General features: G+C 42.3%; 19 protein-coding genes. 11 read left to right on the top strand and 8 right to left on the bottom strand.

Annotated elements, in window-relative coordinates; translation table 11 throughout:
• The first annotated feature begins 960 nt into the window (after nt 1–960).
• Nucleotides 961–1,617, top strand: a complete 657-nt coding sequence (locus ACJJI0_RS16145; RefSeq protein ID WP_444883385.1) for a cytochrome P460 family protein — start codon at nt 961–963, stop codon at nt 1,615–1,617.
• On the opposite strand, the gene ACJJI0_RS16140 is transcribed toward ACJJI0_RS16145, so the two are convergent.
• Entirely contained in the window at nt 1,618–2,538 is a 921-nt protein-coding gene (locus ACJJI0_RS16140) for a LysR family transcriptional regulator (protein WP_444883384.1), read from the bottom strand.
• A 1,091-nt stretch (nt 2,539–3,629) separates the two neighbouring features.
• On the opposite strand from ACJJI0_RS16140, the gene ACJJI0_RS16135 reads away from it, so the two are divergent.
• From ACJJI0_RS16135 to ACJJI0_RS16125, 3 genes are all read left to right on the top strand, one after another.
• Entirely contained in the window at nt 3,630–4,142 is a 513-nt protein-coding gene (locus tag ACJJI0_RS16135; RefSeq protein ID WP_444883383.1) for an SF0329 family protein, read from the top strand.
• Between the two features lie 254 nt (nt 4,143–4,396).
• Nucleotides 4,397–4,888, top strand: coding sequence for a GNAT family N-acetyltransferase (locus ACJJI0_RS16130; protein WP_444883382.1), 492 nt, complete (start codon nt 4,397–4,399; stop codon nt 4,886–4,888).
• Nucleotides 4,889–5,312: 424 nt separating this feature from the next.
• Nucleotides 5,313–5,711 (top strand): nuclear transport factor 2 family protein, encoded by a 399-nt coding sequence (locus ACJJI0_RS16125; protein WP_444883381.1) that lies wholly within the window; start codon nt 5,313–5,315, stop codon nt 5,709–5,711.
• Nucleotides 5,712–6,494: 783 nt separating this feature from the next.
• On the opposite strand, the gene ACJJI0_RS16120 is transcribed toward ACJJI0_RS16125, so the two are convergent.
• From ACJJI0_RS16120 to ACJJI0_RS16105, 4 genes are all read right to left on the bottom strand, one after another.
• The gene (locus ACJJI0_RS16120) at nt 6,495–7,076 is read right to left on the bottom strand and encodes a hypothetical protein (RefSeq protein ID WP_444883380.1); all 582 of its coding nucleotides are present in this window, start codon (nt 7,074–7,076) and stop codon (nt 6,495–6,497) included.
• Between the two features lie 335 nt (nt 7,077–7,411).
• Nucleotides 7,412–8,365 (bottom strand): hypothetical protein, encoded by a 954-nt coding sequence (locus tag ACJJI0_RS16115; RefSeq protein WP_444883379.1) that lies wholly within the window; start codon nt 8,363–8,365, stop codon nt 7,412–7,414.
• A 284-nt stretch (nt 8,366–8,649) separates the two neighbouring features.
• Nucleotides 8,650–9,177: a hypothetical protein gene (locus tag ACJJI0_RS16110; RefSeq protein WP_444883378.1), complete on the bottom strand. Its 528-nt coding sequence runs from the start codon at nt 9,175–9,177 to the stop codon at nt 8,650–8,652.
• 858 nt (nt 9,178–10,035) lie between these two features.
• Entirely contained in the window at nt 10,036–10,611 is a 576-nt protein-coding gene (locus ACJJI0_RS16105) for a TetR/AcrR family transcriptional regulator (RefSeq protein ID WP_444883377.1), read from the bottom strand.
• Between the two features lie 135 nt (nt 10,612–10,746).
• Between ACJJI0_RS16105 and ACJJI0_RS16100 the strand changes: the two genes are divergently transcribed.
• The 7 genes from ACJJI0_RS16100 (at nt 10,747) to ACJJI0_RS16070 (ending at nt 15,948) form a co-directional block, all read left to right on the top strand.
• Nucleotides 10,747–11,145 (top strand): GFA family protein, encoded by a 399-nt coding sequence (locus ACJJI0_RS16100; protein WP_444883376.1) that lies wholly within the window; start codon nt 10,747–10,749, stop codon nt 11,143–11,145.
• An 853-nt stretch (nt 11,146–11,998) separates the two neighbouring features.
• Nucleotides 11,999–12,262 (top strand): hypothetical protein, encoded by a 264-nt coding sequence (locus tag ACJJI0_RS16095; protein ID WP_444883375.1) that lies wholly within the window; start codon nt 11,999–12,001, stop codon nt 12,260–12,262.
• 110 nt (nt 12,263–12,372) lie between these two features.
• Entirely contained in the window at nt 12,373–12,999 is a 627-nt protein-coding gene (locus ACJJI0_RS16090; protein WP_444883374.1) for a class I SAM-dependent methyltransferase, read from the top strand.
• 75 nt (nt 13,000–13,074) lie between these two features.
• Nucleotides 13,075–13,464 carry a VOC family protein gene (locus tag ACJJI0_RS16085; RefSeq protein WP_252084102.1) on the top strand — a complete coding sequence of 130 codons (390 nt, stop codon included), beginning with the start codon at nt 13,075–13,077 and terminating at the stop codon, nt 13,462–13,464.
• A 274-nt stretch (nt 13,465–13,738) separates the two neighbouring features.
• Nucleotides 13,739–14,551, top strand: a complete 813-nt coding sequence (locus ACJJI0_RS16080; protein ID WP_444883373.1) for an MBL fold metallo-hydrolase — start codon at nt 13,739–13,741, stop codon at nt 14,549–14,551.
• 411 nt (nt 14,552–14,962) lie between these two features.
• Nucleotides 14,963–15,367 carry a hypothetical protein gene (locus ACJJI0_RS16075; RefSeq protein ID WP_444883372.1) on the top strand — a complete coding sequence of 135 codons (405 nt, stop codon included), beginning with the start codon at nt 14,963–14,965 and terminating at the stop codon, nt 15,365–15,367.
• Nucleotides 15,368–15,549: 182 nt separating this feature from the next.
• Nucleotides 15,550–15,948, top strand: a complete 399-nt coding sequence (locus ACJJI0_RS16070; RefSeq protein WP_444883371.1) for a hypothetical protein — start codon at nt 15,550–15,552, stop codon at nt 15,946–15,948.
• A 90-nt stretch (nt 15,949–16,038) separates the two neighbouring features.
• Here the strand turns inward: ACJJI0_RS16070 and ACJJI0_RS16065 are convergent, their stop codons facing one another.
• The 3 genes from ACJJI0_RS16065 to narJ are packed head-to-tail and all read right to left on the bottom strand — an operon-like array spanning nt 16,039 to nt 18,347.
• Nucleotides 16,039–16,863, bottom strand: a complete 825-nt coding sequence (locus tag ACJJI0_RS16065) for a peptidylprolyl isomerase (protein WP_444883370.1) — start codon at nt 16,861–16,863, stop codon at nt 16,039–16,041.
• A 55-nt stretch (nt 16,864–16,918) separates the two neighbouring features.
• On the bottom strand, nt 16,919–17,608 hold the full coding sequence (narI, locus tag ACJJI0_RS16060; RefSeq protein WP_252084097.1) for a respiratory nitrate reductase subunit gamma: 690 nt from the start codon (nt 17,606–17,608) through the stop codon (nt 16,919–16,921).
• A gap of 4 nt (nt 17,609–17,612) precedes the next feature.
• Nucleotides 17,613–18,347, bottom strand: a complete 735-nt coding sequence (gene narJ / locus ACJJI0_RS16055; protein ID WP_444883369.1) for a nitrate reductase molybdenum cofactor assembly chaperone — start codon at nt 18,345–18,347, stop codon at nt 17,613–17,615.
• Between the last annotated feature and the right edge of the window lie 2 nt (nt 18,348–18,349).

The raw sequence follows: 18,349 nt of genomic DNA, 5'->3' as shown, positions 1-18,349 counted from the left end.
GGTGTTGCTGCACCTTGGGTCAGCGCCTTTTACTTACTGTTACGTCACGCTACCGTTCTCCTGTGAGAAGATGGTTCTTTAGAAAACTCTTAGATGTCTTGATTCTCTCGAATCCCTTTGGTCTTTGGTCATCGGCCTTCAAAAGGCCACCCAATTCCGGCCAAAATACCAATAAATATCTATCGATTTTACGCAGCTTTGACACTAAAACAAACTGAATAAAATCCAATAAGATCATTTTTGTGCCTATATTCTGCACTTTTACATTTAGGGAGTTTTAGTTATCGATAAAAATGATGGCTTATATAGCTACTCTTTACTAACTCTCAGATGGTAACTAAAACCAATTGAGTATAAAAACCATAACTCTATATGTCTTTCTTCTCACGATAGAAAAGACTTCGATATTCTAAAGCCTTGAAAGTTTTGCTACCAGACACACTTGGCATGCTCCTAAAAAGACTGTCACTAGCACCTCCCCCTCCTAGCCTCTCTATTGTTACTGTGTGCCCTGGCCAGCACCTACCTGGCACCCGCGCCAAAGTCCCTTGCGGAAATTTTGCAAACCCCAGCTCAGGCGTAACAACATATTGACGAGATTATCGCCGAAATGGATTTTCACAGCATTAAGCAGGCATTAGGTTAACGCCTGAAAAATTGAAGAAGAGAGAGGAAAATTCCAGAATAGACCATTGAGATATTCTGTAAGAAGTTTAGTTTGGAGCGTAAAGAATCTGCAGGCAGACCGACACGATAGAGCAGTATATTGTATGCCTTGTATATCTTATAGGCTAAGAAAAGATCGACAAATAGTGGGTTCAACTCAGCAACTATAAGTCTCGCTTATAGTTTCATTATGTATACCTATTGGGCATTTCGGAGGTAGTTTCATATATTTATCACCAGCTATATTGTTTCAACAAACAGATGGAAGTCTATATTGCATAGTGGGTGAATATTATGAAAAATCCTGGAAAAATTATTTTAGGTACTTTGACTGCGATAGTATTTTACTATGCTGTAGCAACCCTTGCGAGTGAAAGCTATAAAAGTTCCCCGTCTACATTTGCAACCAGCTATAAACATATTGACATTGAACCTATGTGGATTGGTGATAATAAACTGGAGTTAGTGCAGCCAAAGAACTTTCGGCGCTGGGTATTTATTGGCTCTCCAATAACTCCAAATGGGCTTAATGGAGGGAACGCCAGTTTCCCTGAGTATCACAATGTTTATGTTCAACCCAGGGCTTTTGAGTATTATCGTAAACATGGTGAATGGCCGGAAGGAACCATTATGTTGAAAGAGTTGCAGCTTACCGGAGGTAAGGCAACCGAACTGGATGGTTCACGCTATGAATCTTCGGGACGAGGGTATTTCCCTGGACCGGTCTATGGAATGGATGTTTCTGTTAAAGATTCTACACGATTCCAAGAGTCAAATGGATGGGGGTATTTTAACTTTGGCCATCACGCGCCCCCATATGCCGCTAGCACAAAAGTAATGGATATTGCCAACTGTGCAGGCTGCCATATGGCTAATGCATCAGAAGACATGGTGTTTATGGATCTTTACAGACCTTTGGTTACTCCACTCAAATTACCGGACCTAAGGTAATCAAAATATTTCATCAGCTATTATGCTGGTTTTCGTTTGTTCTAAGGAGTTCCAGTCAAAGCTGTCCGCGGCATCTACAAACTTGTTCAATGCGGGCGGCCCGATAACATTATTGATGGTGACTAGGCCTACTCTACGTGACAAGGGTGGGTCAGCTAAGGGGCGATAATCAAGATCTGGCTTTATTAGGGAGTGTAGTGGGATCACACTAACCCCAGCACCTTCCCTAATTAAGCACTGAATCCAATCTTCACGCTCGCTACGAAATATGATATCGAGAGCTAGCTCCTGTTCTTTATTGAATATTTGCCCTCTTTGTCGTAGCTCACAATGTAAGCGCTCAATATATTTCTGGTTTGTGAGATCAGAAATGGAGATTGAATCATTCTTTAGTAGCTCATGGTCGGACGGACAAGCCACAACCATTGGCTCCTCAAACAATTGAAGGTACTGAACTCTCGGGTGTACTACAGTCTGAGGAAAACAGAAAATGGCATCAAGGTTCCCGGTTAATAAGAGCTCTTCGGCGGCGGGCGGTGTTACATCGTGAATTACGATAGATATACCAGGATTGTTCCGGTGAAACTGATTTAGCATCCCGGATAGTGCTTTAGGGCCTATAGTACACATGGCGCCAATATTTAACTCGCTAGCTTCTCCAGAGGTGATAGCGCGTGCTGTCATGTTTACCAGTTGGCGTGTTCGGTCAATTTGCTCGAAGCTACTGCGTAAACTACGCCCCAGCTCTGTCATTTCTACTAAGCGACCTTCACGATACACTAAGCTCCCACCAAGCTCAGTTTCCAGTTTCTTGATGCCTTGTGTTAATGCAGGTTGCGACACATGGCACTTTTCAGCTGCGCGAGTAAAACTTCTGGTGTTTGCCAGCTCAAGGAAATATCTAACTTGTTTAAAATCCACTTTATAGTCATTCTTAAGAAATATATGCTCGAACCATACCATGGGATCCTATGTATTGGCTTTCGCTTAATTATAAAGTGGTGACTTTACAACAATAAGTTGAACCTGTTCACATTAATGGGCTTTTTTACAAGGCAGGTATTTGTAACTGTCTGGTCACTTTGTGGACTGGAAATAGAAAACCTCCACATTTCTAAAAATAGATTCAATTCTAGTTATTTTTAATTTTTTAGTAGGGTATATATAAAAATTAAAGGGCTAGGCAAGGATTAAGATCATAGTCAGTTACGGCACCGAACGTTTCTTTCCAGAAGTTAATTTTTATTTAAACCTCAACACCGGTTTAAGGGTGTTTCTTACCTATGATTACTTATAAATTTCTAGAAGAAAAAGAATATGCAGAGTTCTACGCAAAGAAGTGAGATGACGAACTTGGTCTGTAATTCCTTCAAAGCGGTATTATTTTAAAAAAAATCTCAAGCCGAGCATATCTGTCGTTTCTTTTGGTCTATGATATCGCGTCAATTGAGGACGAAAATAACGGGGCAAAAACTCAATAGAGTGAAGGAGTTGAATTTTTTAACGAAAAAATTATGAACTCCATTTCAGCATACCTTGAAGCCTTAGGCTATTGAAGAAGAACGGGAAAACGAGGTCGATAAGCAATAGGCATAGCTAGGAAGGATAGAGCGCGCGCAGCCGCGATCTATCCAGATGTTGATGTCCTTAGATCCTCGACTAGATAGCATCTATGAGTATTAATGATTTTTAATCCAGCTGATATATATGATAACCAAATGAAGAAGATAGTAATCTTATTTTTGATGATGTTAAGTTTGTATACGTTCGGATTCTTTACTCAAGCCTTAGTTTATTCTCAATTGGGTATTAATCTTAATAAGTATCTATATGCTCCATGGATCAAACATTTAGATATGGACAACCCTATAAAAGTAACATATAACAAAAGCGTAGAGTTCTGGTGTTCTCTTTTAGAAGGATGTAGTTATCCGGACCCTAATTTTTGATTGGCCACAGCATTCGAATCCATTTGTCCGTGAGATGTTATTGGTAATTAGGAGTATCACCCAATGAAATGGAGCAAGCTCAAATCTCTAGTTGAAGAAAAATTTTCTCTATCCCTGGATAGCCGTATCTCTATCAACAGTACCAGTTATGGAAACTGTTCATGTGGACATGCCTGGTTGACTCTTGATAAAGAGGTCATAGCAAACTTCTGTACAAGGGCCTTTTGGAATAGAGCGAGTGGTAATTTCTATAGAAAAGATAATCGCTGGGTTACTGATTCCGATGTACCTGAGCATGTAAGTGAAAAGCAGAAACTATCCTATGGTGAGGTGGAGTATGGAGAGTTATCTCGACAAGATGCCTATCAAGCCTGCTGGGAATTCGTTCATACCCTCAAAATTGATGAAGCTATAAACTCCGAGAATCCACTGATTCAATCCCTAGCCACACTAGATAAGCGCTTAGGAAAACGTAGGCTTAAAGAAATAGACACTTCGACTTTACACCCACTAGCAAAAAAATTGTTGGCCATAAGGTTGGAATCAGAGGGATTAAGGATTACGGTTTGCACATAAGACATAGGCTTCAACGTTATTCTGAAGATTTCAATTCCCTTGTTACGCATGAAATAATTGTTGAATACTAGGATAGATGTGTGAAAAAACCTAGGTTTATCCCAGGGTCTCGGATCTCATTTATAATGAGAGAATGACATTACTAGTAAACGCCCGATACTTACGATTGACAAGGGTATAATACGGTCCTTCACATAGGATCACCTTCTTAATTTGCTGTCGTTCATGAGTCTCTACGGTAGAGTTTCTAAAAAATGCTTAAGCTAAGACAGTTTGATAAGTCTGACATTGATTCACTAATGTTGTACCTTAATGATAATGAGGTAACGCAATATATAACAGATGCCATACCTCAACCTTATACAGTGAGTGATGCTCGTTGGTGGGTTGAAAATAGTGAGAATTCAAGCCTAATAAAAAAGATCGAGTACAATGGAGAGCTTGTAGGATGTATATCGGCTAAGGTAGGTGAATTTGAATATAGCTGCGGCGCTGAACTGGGTTACTGGATTGGAAGGAAGTTCTGGAACAATGGAATTGCTACTGAGGCAGTTCGAGTCTTTACGGATGTGCTTTTTAAATATACAGATATCGTCCGGTTATTTGTTTCTGTAGTTTCCATAAATGGTGCATCTATTAGAGTCTTAGAGAAAAATGGCTATTTGTATGAAGGTACTCTTCGAAAAGCGTCATGTAAAAATGGCCAATACTTCGACGAATATTTATATTCAAAAATTAGTGAATGAGGATACTTGAAGTCAAGATCAAAGGTTCATTGTATGGCCCACCCCTTCACCACACGCTATACACTATGACTGAGTTCTTAAATAAGTTTGCATGCTTCGATTGCCAGCTCGCCTTTAAGCGGCGAGCTATTGAGGATACATCATCGGGCTCAGCACACCAGTCTGATTCGAACATCATCCATAAGTGTCCAAATCGCGGTCCTCTTTACTGCCACCCGGATACCAAAGGTTTAAGCTGACCCACTTGCGCATCACAGAGCGTTGGCCCAAAGCCGCTATAATCAAACTCGCGGGATAGGCTCCGCCTATTTTGTAATATTTTTAGCGAGCTGCATGACAGCTCGGTCAACCTTAGCGTTAGACAGTGGTAGATGTCTGTCCATGCGTTCGACCACTATCGGACGCGAACGGAGAAGAATCGAAAATGAATAGTGAACAGGGCGAAGCGTTTCTGGATGAGATGGCCAAAGCGGTATGTGATCCAAACGCTGATTCTAAGGTCACCGACCGCTACTTTACCGAAGACTTCGTGCAGGTTATCGACGACACAACGATTGGGCGATCCCAACTCGATTCGCGTATCAATTTGTTCCGTATGGAGTACTCGGCCGTCAGATTCGATTACCTTTCCGTAATTGGCGAGGGCGATCGGATAGCTGATGTGCATCTGGTGCGCGCGAAGGCGAAAGATGGCCAACAGCTCACAATCAAGGTAATCAGCCTGTACACGCTAAGAGACGGTCGGATCTCTCGCGCCGAATCCCTTAGCCGCCTTATCGAAGGGAATCCGGAGGACCTGCAATTACTCGTGCGTGGCGAGTGAGCCGATAGGCCGGCGCGGATCTCGGTTTCACTTGAGACGATAACGCAAACCGCCTCCGGGTATCGTTTTGGCGAAGTCCGCCAGCGTCCTCTCGAATTGCTTAATCAGCTTAAGAGTCGCCCAGAGCTTTATGATCATCTAAGGCAACACCCAAGTGCTAACCAAAGCATCCCCCTGTCCGGTACTCACGTGCCGGCTGGCATGAAGACATACCACATAACAAATGACTATGGTTACTCGTCAAGCTTTTAAGCAATATTTTCATCCCAATAGGTGTTGTTTTTCACCATGGTAGTCAGGATGATAAATTACTTTCTCAGACATGCAATTAGAGCCACATTCTTAAATTTTCCAACGTCGACTAGACGTTTCTACATTGGCTTTAATATGAAGTGGGACTTGATAGCGACATTATGGAAATACACAGGACCATACGCACACGATGTCGACCTGCCCATATATAGTAAGTGAGCGCTCTTCGCACTATAAAGGCTACAGCGATTTAGTTCACGAGAAATGGTTTTGTTTAAACGACTGAGTTGTTGCGCAATGGCTCTGGCTGTATAGTTCTGGCCCGTTGAGGACTTAAATCTGATATCGTTCGTTGAGGGTCAGCTGGCTGGTGCAGGTTCCATGGGATTGCTGGCTTATTTGCGTGGAAGTTAACCAGCCTACAGCCAACTTTCCTCCTTGGCTATCACCAAGTGTGTCGCTTTTAGTGGGGGTCTAGGATTTATGTACTGCAATATATAGGAAAATACCGAATTACAAAACACGGATTATTTACAAACAAATCATTGGGAAACAAATTTCAAGCCCGTGCTGTCCACAAAAGAACTGTTTAATATCAGTATTCCATATGCAAAGGCTATCCAATAAAACAAAGTCGCCCTGCATAATTTTTGCTACTGCCATTATTGAGCTATCTGATTCTGATGCTACTGTTAAGTTTGGTAAATATGGGGTATTGGATTGAAAACCAAATAATGCAAGTATATTGTAGACTTCTGTAGCCGTTGGACCATAGCTAAGTACGCTATAGTCAAATCCAGCTATTCCTCTACTAGTAAAAGTCAAACTATTAATAAATATTTCTCTTTCTATTTCCGATAATGCATTCAAAGGTGATTTCTCAGTTGGAGTAATCTCTAAGTATTTTTCTAATTCTAATTGATTTTGTATTGGAGCAAGCTGGTAATCCTTTTCTCTCTTATCCATCCAATATTTTTGTTTTTGTTTAATTAAACTACTGCGCGTAAATTTTTCACCTTGACTTTTTAGTGAAGCATCTAGAGAGAACGCTGGCTGTAAGAAAAAGAAAGATAGTACTGCAATAACTAAAATAGTTAGTGTGAATGCCTTCATATTATGCCTATTTGTAAACGATGACATTTGGTTCAACGCAATAATAGCGCTAATGATAGATATTAAGTGACTATATTGGCAATCTGAGTGACAACTTTTAAAGTCTATCTCAAACCTGTTGAAAGAGAGTAATTTTGCTCTTACAAACCTAAAAAATGTGATCAGATCTCTAATTTACTTATTAAGGTATCAATTTTTCAGCCCTAGATGCCAGCATTATCATCTACAGGTTTAGCTGTTTTACAATGCTAATGGCATTCTTGATACGTCTACGGGTTTATTTTTCATTACATAGAAATATTGAGTAGTGATGTTATCAATCTCGGTAAAGTCCATTAGCCACCCCTATTCATTACAGATATTTGTTTTTCAGAACGATTCAAACCGACATTCCTGAGAGCATTATTCAGTGCTTCAGGTTCTCCCTCTCGTGGCCAACCAACAAAGTATTCGATAAATTTACCATCAGAAAAGAAATAAAATGCCGGAGTTCCTATGTTGCTACGCAACTCAGGTAACTCAGACCATGGTGGAGTCTCATGCATCAAACCTGTGGGTAAGCTTGGATAATTTCGCGACCAATCTAGGAACCCCTCAATATACAGTTTACCCCTAGGCTCAGTGAGCCAATATGAGTATTCAGAGAAGATCTCTAATAGCTCCTCATCAACAATAATATGTTGAGCTGCTGAAATGGAAAAACTACATAAGGGGTTTGATGCAACCAAAATGAATGGGCCATTGTCTGGTATGCTAAAAGCACTCTGTTTAATAGAGTTCTTCTCGACTTTCCAAATTGTAGGATGCCTAGATGTTTTTTCGCCAACCCTATGAACTTCCGGTATAACTTGTAAATATCCAGAACTTTTTTGTTCAACCATGTTGCTGGCTAATTCAAATTGTCGAGTTGCAATATAGGCCTCCTGCAGAGCAACTAAGTGACGCTCTTTCACAAGATTTTTTATCTTTAAATAATGTAATACTCTAGCCATATCTTTGGCGTAATTGACATCTGGATCATAAGCAATAGCGGTTTTTGTAGCTTGAAATAGGTATTCCAGTTCAATTCCACTAAAATCACTTAAGGCTTCAGAATTTATAATGGGACTAAAGTTATCTGAGTAAAACTTCTTAGGTAATTTGTTCCCACTTGGATCCATTCGTGTATCTTTGTAGATTTGATTTATTTGGTTGTAAAGGCTCTTTATTGGTTTGTTTGTACTTGCCCAAACCTCAATGCTTGCATTAAAAATTAGCATCACAAAAACCAATATTTTAATATTATTCATTTTTTAATCATCTATTTTAAAAAAGGAGATGAGGTTATTATTATTTCTTACTGCGAAATCCTGCATCTACTACAACTGTGAAAATCGAATTGAAATTGAAGCATGTAAATATTTCAGTAATCTAACCAATAGACCTCCTCATAATGTAAATTTTAGATTCGTAAACCCAAGTATGATTTTGAAATCTCATCCAACTAGATAACAATCTCAATATATAGAGCTAACCCTTCTAGCCTTCTTGATATCCCCACTCAGTTGAGTGGGGATATCAACCTAACTAACTATCAGGTGCACCAAGCAGGAAAGCAAGTTTGAAATGGAGTAAAAAGACAGGAAAATTGGTTAATAGGGCTATTCCACCTACATTGATAATCAAGCAACTGGGATGCGACTGGCATAGTATCGGCCGCATTCATTATCGATTTATCCGGTCCGGATGTTACTGATAAACCTGGTAAAAATGGAGTGACGGATTGAGACCCGAATAGCGCTAAAATGCTATAAACTTCGGTAACACTCGGTCCATAAGTAAGTGCACTGTAATCAAATGAAGCGAGACCTTTTTTGGTAAAGACCAAGCTATTAATAAATATATCTCGCTCTATTTCCGGCAGAACTCTCAGAGGACTATTCTCTATTGGAGTAATAGCTAAATAGTTTTCCAAATCAACTTCATTTTTTATTGGGGCCAATAAAAAATCCATTTCTATTTTGGCTTTATACCCAGATGACACATCTGTAGAAAGTGCTTGGTGAGAGAGAAGCGAGAATAATATTGCAACTACCGATAGGTGTAAGTTTAGTTTTTTCATTTAACGCATCCTTACGAAAAAACAAATATTGAAATTGACACAAAATTTACAACATGATTATTTTGCAGTTACTTTTGCTAGTAAGTCAATAAAGGCAAGTTAATTTTTTACCATTTGGCGTATAAAGCATCACATTATTAAACCAGCGATGCTAGATCCAGCAGTAAGTCTCTAATATTAAATTTACAGGTTTTATTGGCGATAACATCGACTTCTTTGCCTCCCTAAAGTGAGCAATTTCGACAGCATCCAGCTGGTCAGCTTTGGCGAGTTGCTCTGTTGACTTTACAAAGTTTCTTACATTTGAATGATTGCAAACAACTATAGGCAGTCCCGCCTTGTGAGCAGCACAGACAAACTCCAATTCAAGCCTTCCGGTGGACTCGATAAGTACTCTTCTGGGTTTTAGGCACTACAGTTGTTGAACGGTGTCCTTAATACCATATTTATCATTGGTAACAGTAAAGAATTGGCCAGTTGATATCACAAAAATATCGAGCTGTATGCTACTAGCATCGATACCGACATTAATCTCTTGAGGTTCCATAAAATATAGGTATTTCGGCCTCACTATTCGGGCTTGAGTCCCACATGACTATTCGAGTTATGCCTAATGAGTGTCTGTTACGTTCATACTTGTTATCGGCCTTTATGAACCGACAATGCAACGAACTGTGGCAGAAAAGATCTTCGGTGACCGGCGAAGGTGTGTCTCAATTTACCCGTTAGCGAAAAGGGTTTTCAACATTTGAATCGAACTAGAACAACCATACAAACGCAGCTTTCATCTGAAAATAGCGCGGGCTGGGACGATCTATACACCGCTTCGCTCTGTTTCGGCCGCCCATATGCTCAGCGTTATATTCCACCCAATTTCAACCCCGCCTGTTGGCGACACGCTTGCAATAATTTTGTAACGGAACTCTCGTTACCTATGATTCTTGCTATGGCTACTGCACCAATGAGCATTGCAGTTACTGACAAAATATCATCTTCGTCGCAATCAACATAGCTTTTGGCGTATTCCAAAATTGCTTTGTTCATGCCATCGTAGATGCTTGCATAAGTTTCTTTTGTTTCTTCATCCTGCATGGTTATATCCGTAGCTAAAAATGCAAGTGGACATGGGTATTCACCCCGCACATGCTCTAAGCTAAGGTATCCATCAAGCAATAGGCATAGCCATTCCTTATCGGTAGTGCCATCTGGTTTAAGTTCGGCAAGCTTAGTGCCATTGACTGCAAATTTTAAGGACTCACGATACAACACCGCCTTGCTGTCAAAGTGAGCATAAAACGCTCCTCTGGTGAGCCCGCAATCTTTCATCACTCCATCCACTGTAACGCCATCAAAACCCTTGACCGTAAAAAGCCTGAACGCGCTTTCAAGAATTCGTCTACGAGTAATTTCCTTATGCTCTTTTGTATAAGGCATGAGTTCTTATGTGCCTACAATTTAATATGATCTGTATCATATATTATATGTCGTTTAACATGTAGCCTTACCTTAAACCGAAGAAAATAAAATAAATGAATATAATCAACGGTTATATTTCACGGAGATGCAAAATTGAATAAAATAAAAGGCGGCTGTCATTGTGGTTCTGTAGCATGGGAATTTAATCTTCCTATTAAGACAGTAGTGAAGTGTCATTGCTCTATGTGTAGAAAGTTACAAGGCTCTGATCACAGTACCTATGCTGTTGTTCCGAAAGAAAAATTCTCATTATCTAAAGGCGAAGACTCGGTTATCAATTACCAAGCTACCGAAAAATCATACAAAAATTTCTGCTCCACATGTGGAACACCAACTCACCTTATTAACGGGAAGCATTTCCCGGGCGATTTTGTTTTACCACTAGGTATAATTAAAAATTATACTGATGAGCTAGCACCAAAAATCCAAGTTTATACATCAGAAAAGCCTCCTTGGTCGAACATCCATGATGATGTGCCACTATTTAGCTAAGGATATAAATCGGGTAGCCGGTAGTTTCTAGCTACCGGCCTCCACACCACCCATCGTACGGGTCCGCAATGGGCGGCTCCCAATCCGTAATGGATTTAGGTTCAAGCCTTCACCATGACCAAGGTATTAATCTTGGTATTAGACTACTATGTCGCCGGCTGACTTCTGCCTAATCACCTTGGTCATTACTGACTGAGGCACTGCTATGTTTCACCACTTCTTTTCCCCGCGATGGTGGCTAGCGGGTTGGGACTAATTATGAGTCAGCGGCCATGCTGACAGCTTCATATCAGCAGGTTACACAGATCTCCCCTGATACGGGGGTGACTTTCACTACACAACTTCATCATTTACTCTACCCATTAGATCACATGGCTTCAGTGCCCTTGACCACTTCGCCTCTAGGCTAAGCATTAAATGATATTTCTATTCGATAATTTGTAGTTTTTCAGTGGCACCCTTACCCAAAGATCTCACCCTGTTGCAGTTGCCATTCACTGGTAGTTAGCATTTAATGGAGTGCCATTAAATGGTGATCTTCCTACAGGGGAGTTTCACCCTATTAGTTCACGCCTATGCTGGGCGTACCAAGTGCATGCAATCTGACCCGCGGTTGCTGTCACCTTTTTTGCCAAAATCCTGGCAAAAAGATGTCAGCAGCCTCCGGCAATTGGGGCGAGCGTATCTTTCATCGTAATTGGCGCTAATTATTATGCTCTTTAAGGGATCGTGTAAATGTAAGCGTTGGCGGGTTGAAGTTCAGTTAGCTGGAGCGCTCGATGGTTTAAATCCGCGCGTTTGCGATTGTAATTATTGCCAATCCAACCCGTCACGTATTATTAGTGATCCGAATATGTCAGTGATTTTCATTGGCGATGGGATTTTAACTAAACAAAATGGTGATCAGCTTGCTAATTTCTACCATTGTAAAGCTTGTAATGAACTACTAGCCGTAGGTTGCAATATAAATGGTCGGCTTCGCGGAGCAGTAAATTCCAATTTATTGCAAGATGTGAATCAACTTGGCAACCCCATTCAAATTCAACCAAGACTGTTGAGTGCCGCTGAAAAGCTTGAACGTTGGGGTAAGTTGTGGGGTGTTCTTAGTGGGTTTTGAAACTTAAAATGTTAAGGCTTTCGGACGCTTCGGTCCGCAGCTTGAGGCTTTATGAGTCAGGGAGTAAAAAACAGCGCCGATAACACCTTGGCATTTATACAGGAACTGATATGACTAGGTCTGATAAGTTCTGGGATAGAAAAGCAGAGGAGTATGCTAGGAGCCCTATTTCTGACGAGGCAAGTTATCAGAAGAAGCTCTCAGATACTCAGAAATTCTTTACGCCTGATATGAATATTTTGGAGTTTGGTTGCGGAACAGGGACTACAGCGATTTGCCACGCTCCACATGTGCAACATATTGAAGCGGTAGATATCTCTGAAAATATGCTTGAGATTGGCCGAACTAAGGCCAGGGAAGCCTGCATCGATAATATTAGATTTACCAGAGGTACATTAACCGAATTCAATGCTGAGTCTGCAAGTTTTGATGCAGTATTGGGTTTAAATGTTATTCACTTATTACCAGATAGAAGAGATGTTTTGGCAGAAGCTGCTAGAATCCTAAAGCCTGGTGGTGTTTTCGTGAGTAGTACCGTTTGTATGGGTAATTCCTATATACGGTTTATTAAGCTCTTAGCACCTCTGGGAAAATTTATGGGCTTAATGCCCGATGTCTTCATCCTAACAAAAGTAAAACTAGAGAAAGAAATTCAAGACGCTGGTTTTACCATTGAAGTTCTATGGCAGCATGGAATGCATAATATGGTAGTTTTCATTATTGCGCGTAAAATATGAATGATCTTTCTAAAACTTCGTTATGTCTCCAGAAATACAAACCATACTTAGATACTTAACAGTGAGGATACTCAAATGAATACAAATGCAGTTTGTTGGTTTGAAATTTATGTAAATGATATGGTTCGTGCAAAGTCCTTTTATGAAGCTGTTCTCAAGCAGGAGTTAACTCGATTAGACAATCCTGACGAAGTAAAAGACTTCCCTCAACCCGAGATGTGGGCATTTCCAATGAAACAAGAGCCGGGTGCAAGTGGAGCAATTTGTAAAATGGAGGGTGTTGAAGCTGGAGGTAATAGCACTCTAGCGTATTTTGATAGCGAAGATTGTTCTGTTGAACTGGCCAGAGTTGAGCCAGCAGGTGGGAAGGTAGTAGTGCCTAAAATGTCTATTGGAGAGCACGGTTTTATCGCAATAGCGCAAGATACCGAAGGAAATAATATCGGTTTTCATTCAATGAAATAGCTAGCTCTCACCAGCAATCATTAATTCACATAACTGGTTACTTAAATATCGTACATTGACTTCATCAAGGCACTAAGTTGCGCTCAAATTAAGCCGGCTTACCCTATAGATGAAATTAAAATTAGCGTGGAATAGCTAAGGCTAGCAATTTTGTGCAGTTAACGTTTTTGGCTAGCCTTACCAAAGTATCCCAATACCATCCCGCATCCAAATTACAACTGACAAAGCCGTTACAGACTAAAGAACCATTTATCACAGTGCAAGAGGATGAGTTTTGAAAGGATTTATAATTCTGACCTCCAATTTATTTCTACTCACCAGCTCTATCGCTTTATCTAGTAGCATTAGCGTGCAAAAAGTTTCTGAACACCTACATATCTTGAGTGGAAAAGAGTACGGAACGAATATTGGCTTAATATCAACGGAAAATGGATTGGTACTCATTGATCCTATGCCAGGAAATAATCAGTTAAGTGCGTTAGATCAAGAAATTCGGTCAATTTACGATAAGTCTATCTCCTTCATCTTAAACACACACGCGCATTCCGACCACACAGGTGGAAACGCGCACTTTGAAAAGCAAGGTGGAAAACTGATAGAGAGCAGCTTCAATTTAGATGGACTCACTCACATTAAAGTCAAGTCCCATACAACAATCGACAATATCTATTACCATAAGGAAAGTAATTCTATATTTGTCGGTGATGTATTCGATACCAGCTGGCACCCAACATTTTATGCTGGCGGAATTAAAGGTTTTAATGAAGCCATTGAGGCCATTTTAAATCTGGGCGATGATCAAAGTTTGATAATACCGGGGCATGGCGCTACAGCAAACAAGTCATCTTTGCTTGAATTCAGGAAAAATACTTTTATATGGATAAATAAAATTCAAGAGCTTCATCAAAAAGGATTGGGTGTGGAACAAATAATGATTGATACACAAGTTAAGGATATTTTGGAAAAATTCAATATAAATAATAAATCCCCATTCCTACCCCAAAAAGCTTATAAAAGATTTATAGAAAGAACTATTTCAGTAATTAATGAAGAAAATAATAGACAACAAGGAAGCTTATCAGGATAAGTTCATATTAATGCTATTCTTTTTTGTCGGAGGATAAATCCACTTCATCAATGGTTTTATTTATTTTGATAATTGCAACCTCATTTTCACCAATTATTTTATCATGCTGAAAACATCACTCCTTACTCAGAATACCTTCAGCGCATTGAGGGATATGATCCTAAATATCCAATTAGAGAGACGGCTGGGTAGTACTAACTAACCAGCTTAATCCTGATGGAATTTTGCAAGATATTGAAATTGTAGAGTCAGAGCCGGATAACTTATTTGATTGATCTGCTGTAAAAGCATTAAGAATGTAGGAAATTTGACTGGTCAGGAAGCTGGTGTAAATATAAGGCTAGATTGCGCTTTAAATTCAATGGCTAACGGTTTACACCTAGGTTGCCCATCAATACACTAGTATAAACCATGAAAAGATATGGCTACAAATTTACCAAGGATGATAGTGGTCTTTCCAGATTAAGCGGACTTAGATTCTTTATCGGGCTGTGTGCTTTTTTCAGTACAATTACCAGCTTGATTTTCTCTGGACAGAGCCAATTAAAGTTATATTTGGCCTCACTGTTCGCTTTCTGGCTTGCGGCATTCTTGGCCGAAGTTGCCCCCAAAGTAAGATCCTACCCGGTTATATTTTCCGCAATAACGGCAGGTATAATTTTCTGGATTGATCCGAGAAATGTTTTTATAGTCCGTCAGTGTGAAAATTGGCAGTGTGTTGATGTTGAAAATTTGAAAGGCAAAATAATATATTTAGGTTTTTGTGGAATGGTAATAATCGCTGCGCTGTGGTCTTTGCGAAGACAGCCACACTAACGCATTTTGACATCATGCGACACTTTGGTGCGAAAGTACTAGCTGGATATGACACATCAATCAATTACATAGCTTAGGCACCCTATGAAAGCCTATAATTTCTGGACGTAAGTTCAAACCAAATCTCTGTGCGACATATACCATCAATCATTGCTGCAAGCCTTATTCCTTCGATAGTACTTTTGTTACTGGCCGGTACATTAGGATTTTCTAAAATAAACTCAGCCGGTCCAGCATTTATTTTGATTTTTTCAATCCCTATATCACTAGCACACATGATGATTTATGTACCACTTGCATTAATCATAGAAAGATACTTTGGGTTAAATCTATTTAAGTGTATGTGTCTAGGTTTAATTGTTGGCTCTCTATATCCTGGAATTAATGACTGGCCTTACCCTGATGGCAATTACATTGGCAGGGTTAAAGACACTTTAATGAGCGTAGATGTAATAAAAGCAATTAATGGCTATCCAACGTTTTGGGGTTGGTTAATTTATCTAAAGCATGTACTTACAGTAGGCCTTCTATTTGGGGCTACTAGTGGTTTAGGTTACGGCCTCTTATATAGAAAAGATTAACAAGTGGATTTGTACCTGTACTGGATTAAGAATTCCACTTCAATTTACCCAGTCGCGATTGCGTGCGAACAGTTGGCGAATCTCTGCCCCTCAGTGGGCCTCCCCCGATAAATCCAGGCCTGATATTTGCGCGGCCTGAACCATTTTTTGCAGGTAGTCGCTAGTCATCTGGCGGCGGCGTTTTTCAGTTAGGTATTCCTCGATTCGCTCCGAAACATATTCGTATTCCAGCGGGCGGCCCGGTTCGCAGTGTTCCACATATATCAGATGCACACCGTAGGGGGTCTCCACGGGCTCTGCTACCAAGCCAGTGCCCTGCTCGAATACTGCGCGCTCGAAGGAGGCGACGGTATCACCGCGCCCTACTTGGCCGAGGCTGCCACCGGCTTCGGCGGAGGAACAGGCGGAGTGGGATTGGGCTAACTGGGCGAAGGTCTGTAGCGGATTGGCATCGTTGCGGATCTGCTTGAGCATTTCCTCGGCGGCGGCGCGCGCTTTGGCGCAGGCTTCGGAGTCATCCGGTGCGGCCGGGATCAGGATATGGCGCACTTCGGCGAGGGGATCGGAGCGGAATTTATGTGGGTGGGCTTCGAAATAGGCGCGGCACTCGGCTTCACTGGCCGGGGGCACTTGCAACTCACCTTTCAAAAGATCTGAAACGGCGTGATCGAAGGCCTCGCTGTGCAAGTCTTCATCGGCAGCGCAAAGCCCCTGCCCTGCGGCCTTTTCCCGTAACAGCCAACCGATAACCAATGCCCGTGCAGCGCGGTAAATTGCTTGGCGCGGGGAGTTGGCGGTCTGGTATTGCATCTCCTGGTAAATCAGGTCTGCGGGAATTTCACTGCCGTTCACGGCCACGGCTTCAGCCAGTTCGAATTCATGCCCGGCGGCGTCGGAAGCTAGTAATGCACTCATGACTCTTCTCCACACAAGGCCCACACTTGGCGGGCCTGTTAAACGATTGCTGGGATTAGCGCGCGGCTTTGGCACGCACTACCTGGTAATTGCGGCGGAAGTACTGCACTGGAACACTCCATACGTGCACCAGGCGGCTGAAGGGGAACAGCAGGAACAGGGTCATACCAAGGAAAATATGCAGCTTGTAGATGATATTTACGTCGGCGATAGCCGCTGCCGCTGCGGAGCCATCGAGGGTGACAATGGACTGGGCCCAGGTCATCAGCTTGAGCATTTCGGCACCGTCCATATGGCCGGCGGAAACCAGGATACTGATCAGGCCGAGGATTAACTGGGCGTAAAGCATCAGCAGGATGGTCAGGTCCATTTTGGAAGTGGTGGCGCGCACTCGCGGATTGGTGAGGCGGCGCTTAATCAAAATGGTGAGGCCGATAAAGCAGATTACCCCGAAGAAACCACCGATAACCATTGCCATCATCTGCTTGGTGGAGGCTTCAATGCCGAGTAAGTGCCACACCGCTTTGGGCGTAAGCAGGCCGACAAAATGGCCCGCGAGAATGGCAATCACCCCGATATGGAACAGGTAACTGCCGATGCGCAATTGCTTGTGCTCCAACAACTGGCTGGAGCCGGTGCGCCAGGTATATTGATCGCGGTCATAGCGGATCAGGCTCCCCACCAGAAACACCGTGAGGGCAACAAAGGGATAGATGGCAAAGAGCAGCGTATTCAGATAGTTCATCTTGTTACTCCTGTGGTACGGGCTGGGCAGAATTCTGCGCGGCATCTTTGGCACTGGAGGCCCAGGTTAGGGGCTGGCCGTCGCGCAGCTGCGCAGCGCTGGGCCGCGTTATGGACTGGTCACAATTGTTGGCGCCGGTAAAGCTGACCACTTCTTCCTCCCAGATCTTGTCCAGCGCCTCGGGGGTATCGTCGCGCTCCTCATTGGCAACTTCTTCTTTGAGCGCGGTCAGATCGACGAAGACGCCGGCCATTTGCAAGAGCGCATCCATCAACAGGTGATAGGGGCTCTCGCGCTTTGACAGGCGCGCGCTCAACAGGGCAATCACATGGGTGATATCGTGCACCCAACCGTAGGCCGCTTCACCTTGGGTGGCGCAGAACTCTAAGTAGGTGGGCAGATAATCCGGCAGTTCGCGCTGATTCAGCTCCAGGCCGGCGGCTCGGTAGCGGTTCATCAGATCCACCATGGCCTGGCCGCGATCGCGGGATTCGCCGTGGATATGCTCGAACAGGTGCAGGGACACAGCCCGGCCGCGCTCAAACAAACCGTCGTATTCACTCTGCCAATCGAGCGCATCCATACGCTCGTAATGAGCGATAAACGCCAGCAGCAAATCGCGCAGGGGCTTGTCCAGGTCTTCGGATTCCGCCACCCAGTTGGTTAACTCATCCAGGTGCGCCACCAGCTCATCGGACGGGTAATCCAGCAGGCGGGCGATCAGGTTTAATACTTTCATCG

The sequence above is a fragment of the Microbulbifer mixtoriginis (SeqCode) genome, assembly GCF_052466695.1.
This window is presented reverse-complemented; position numbering and strand designations above follow the sequence as displayed.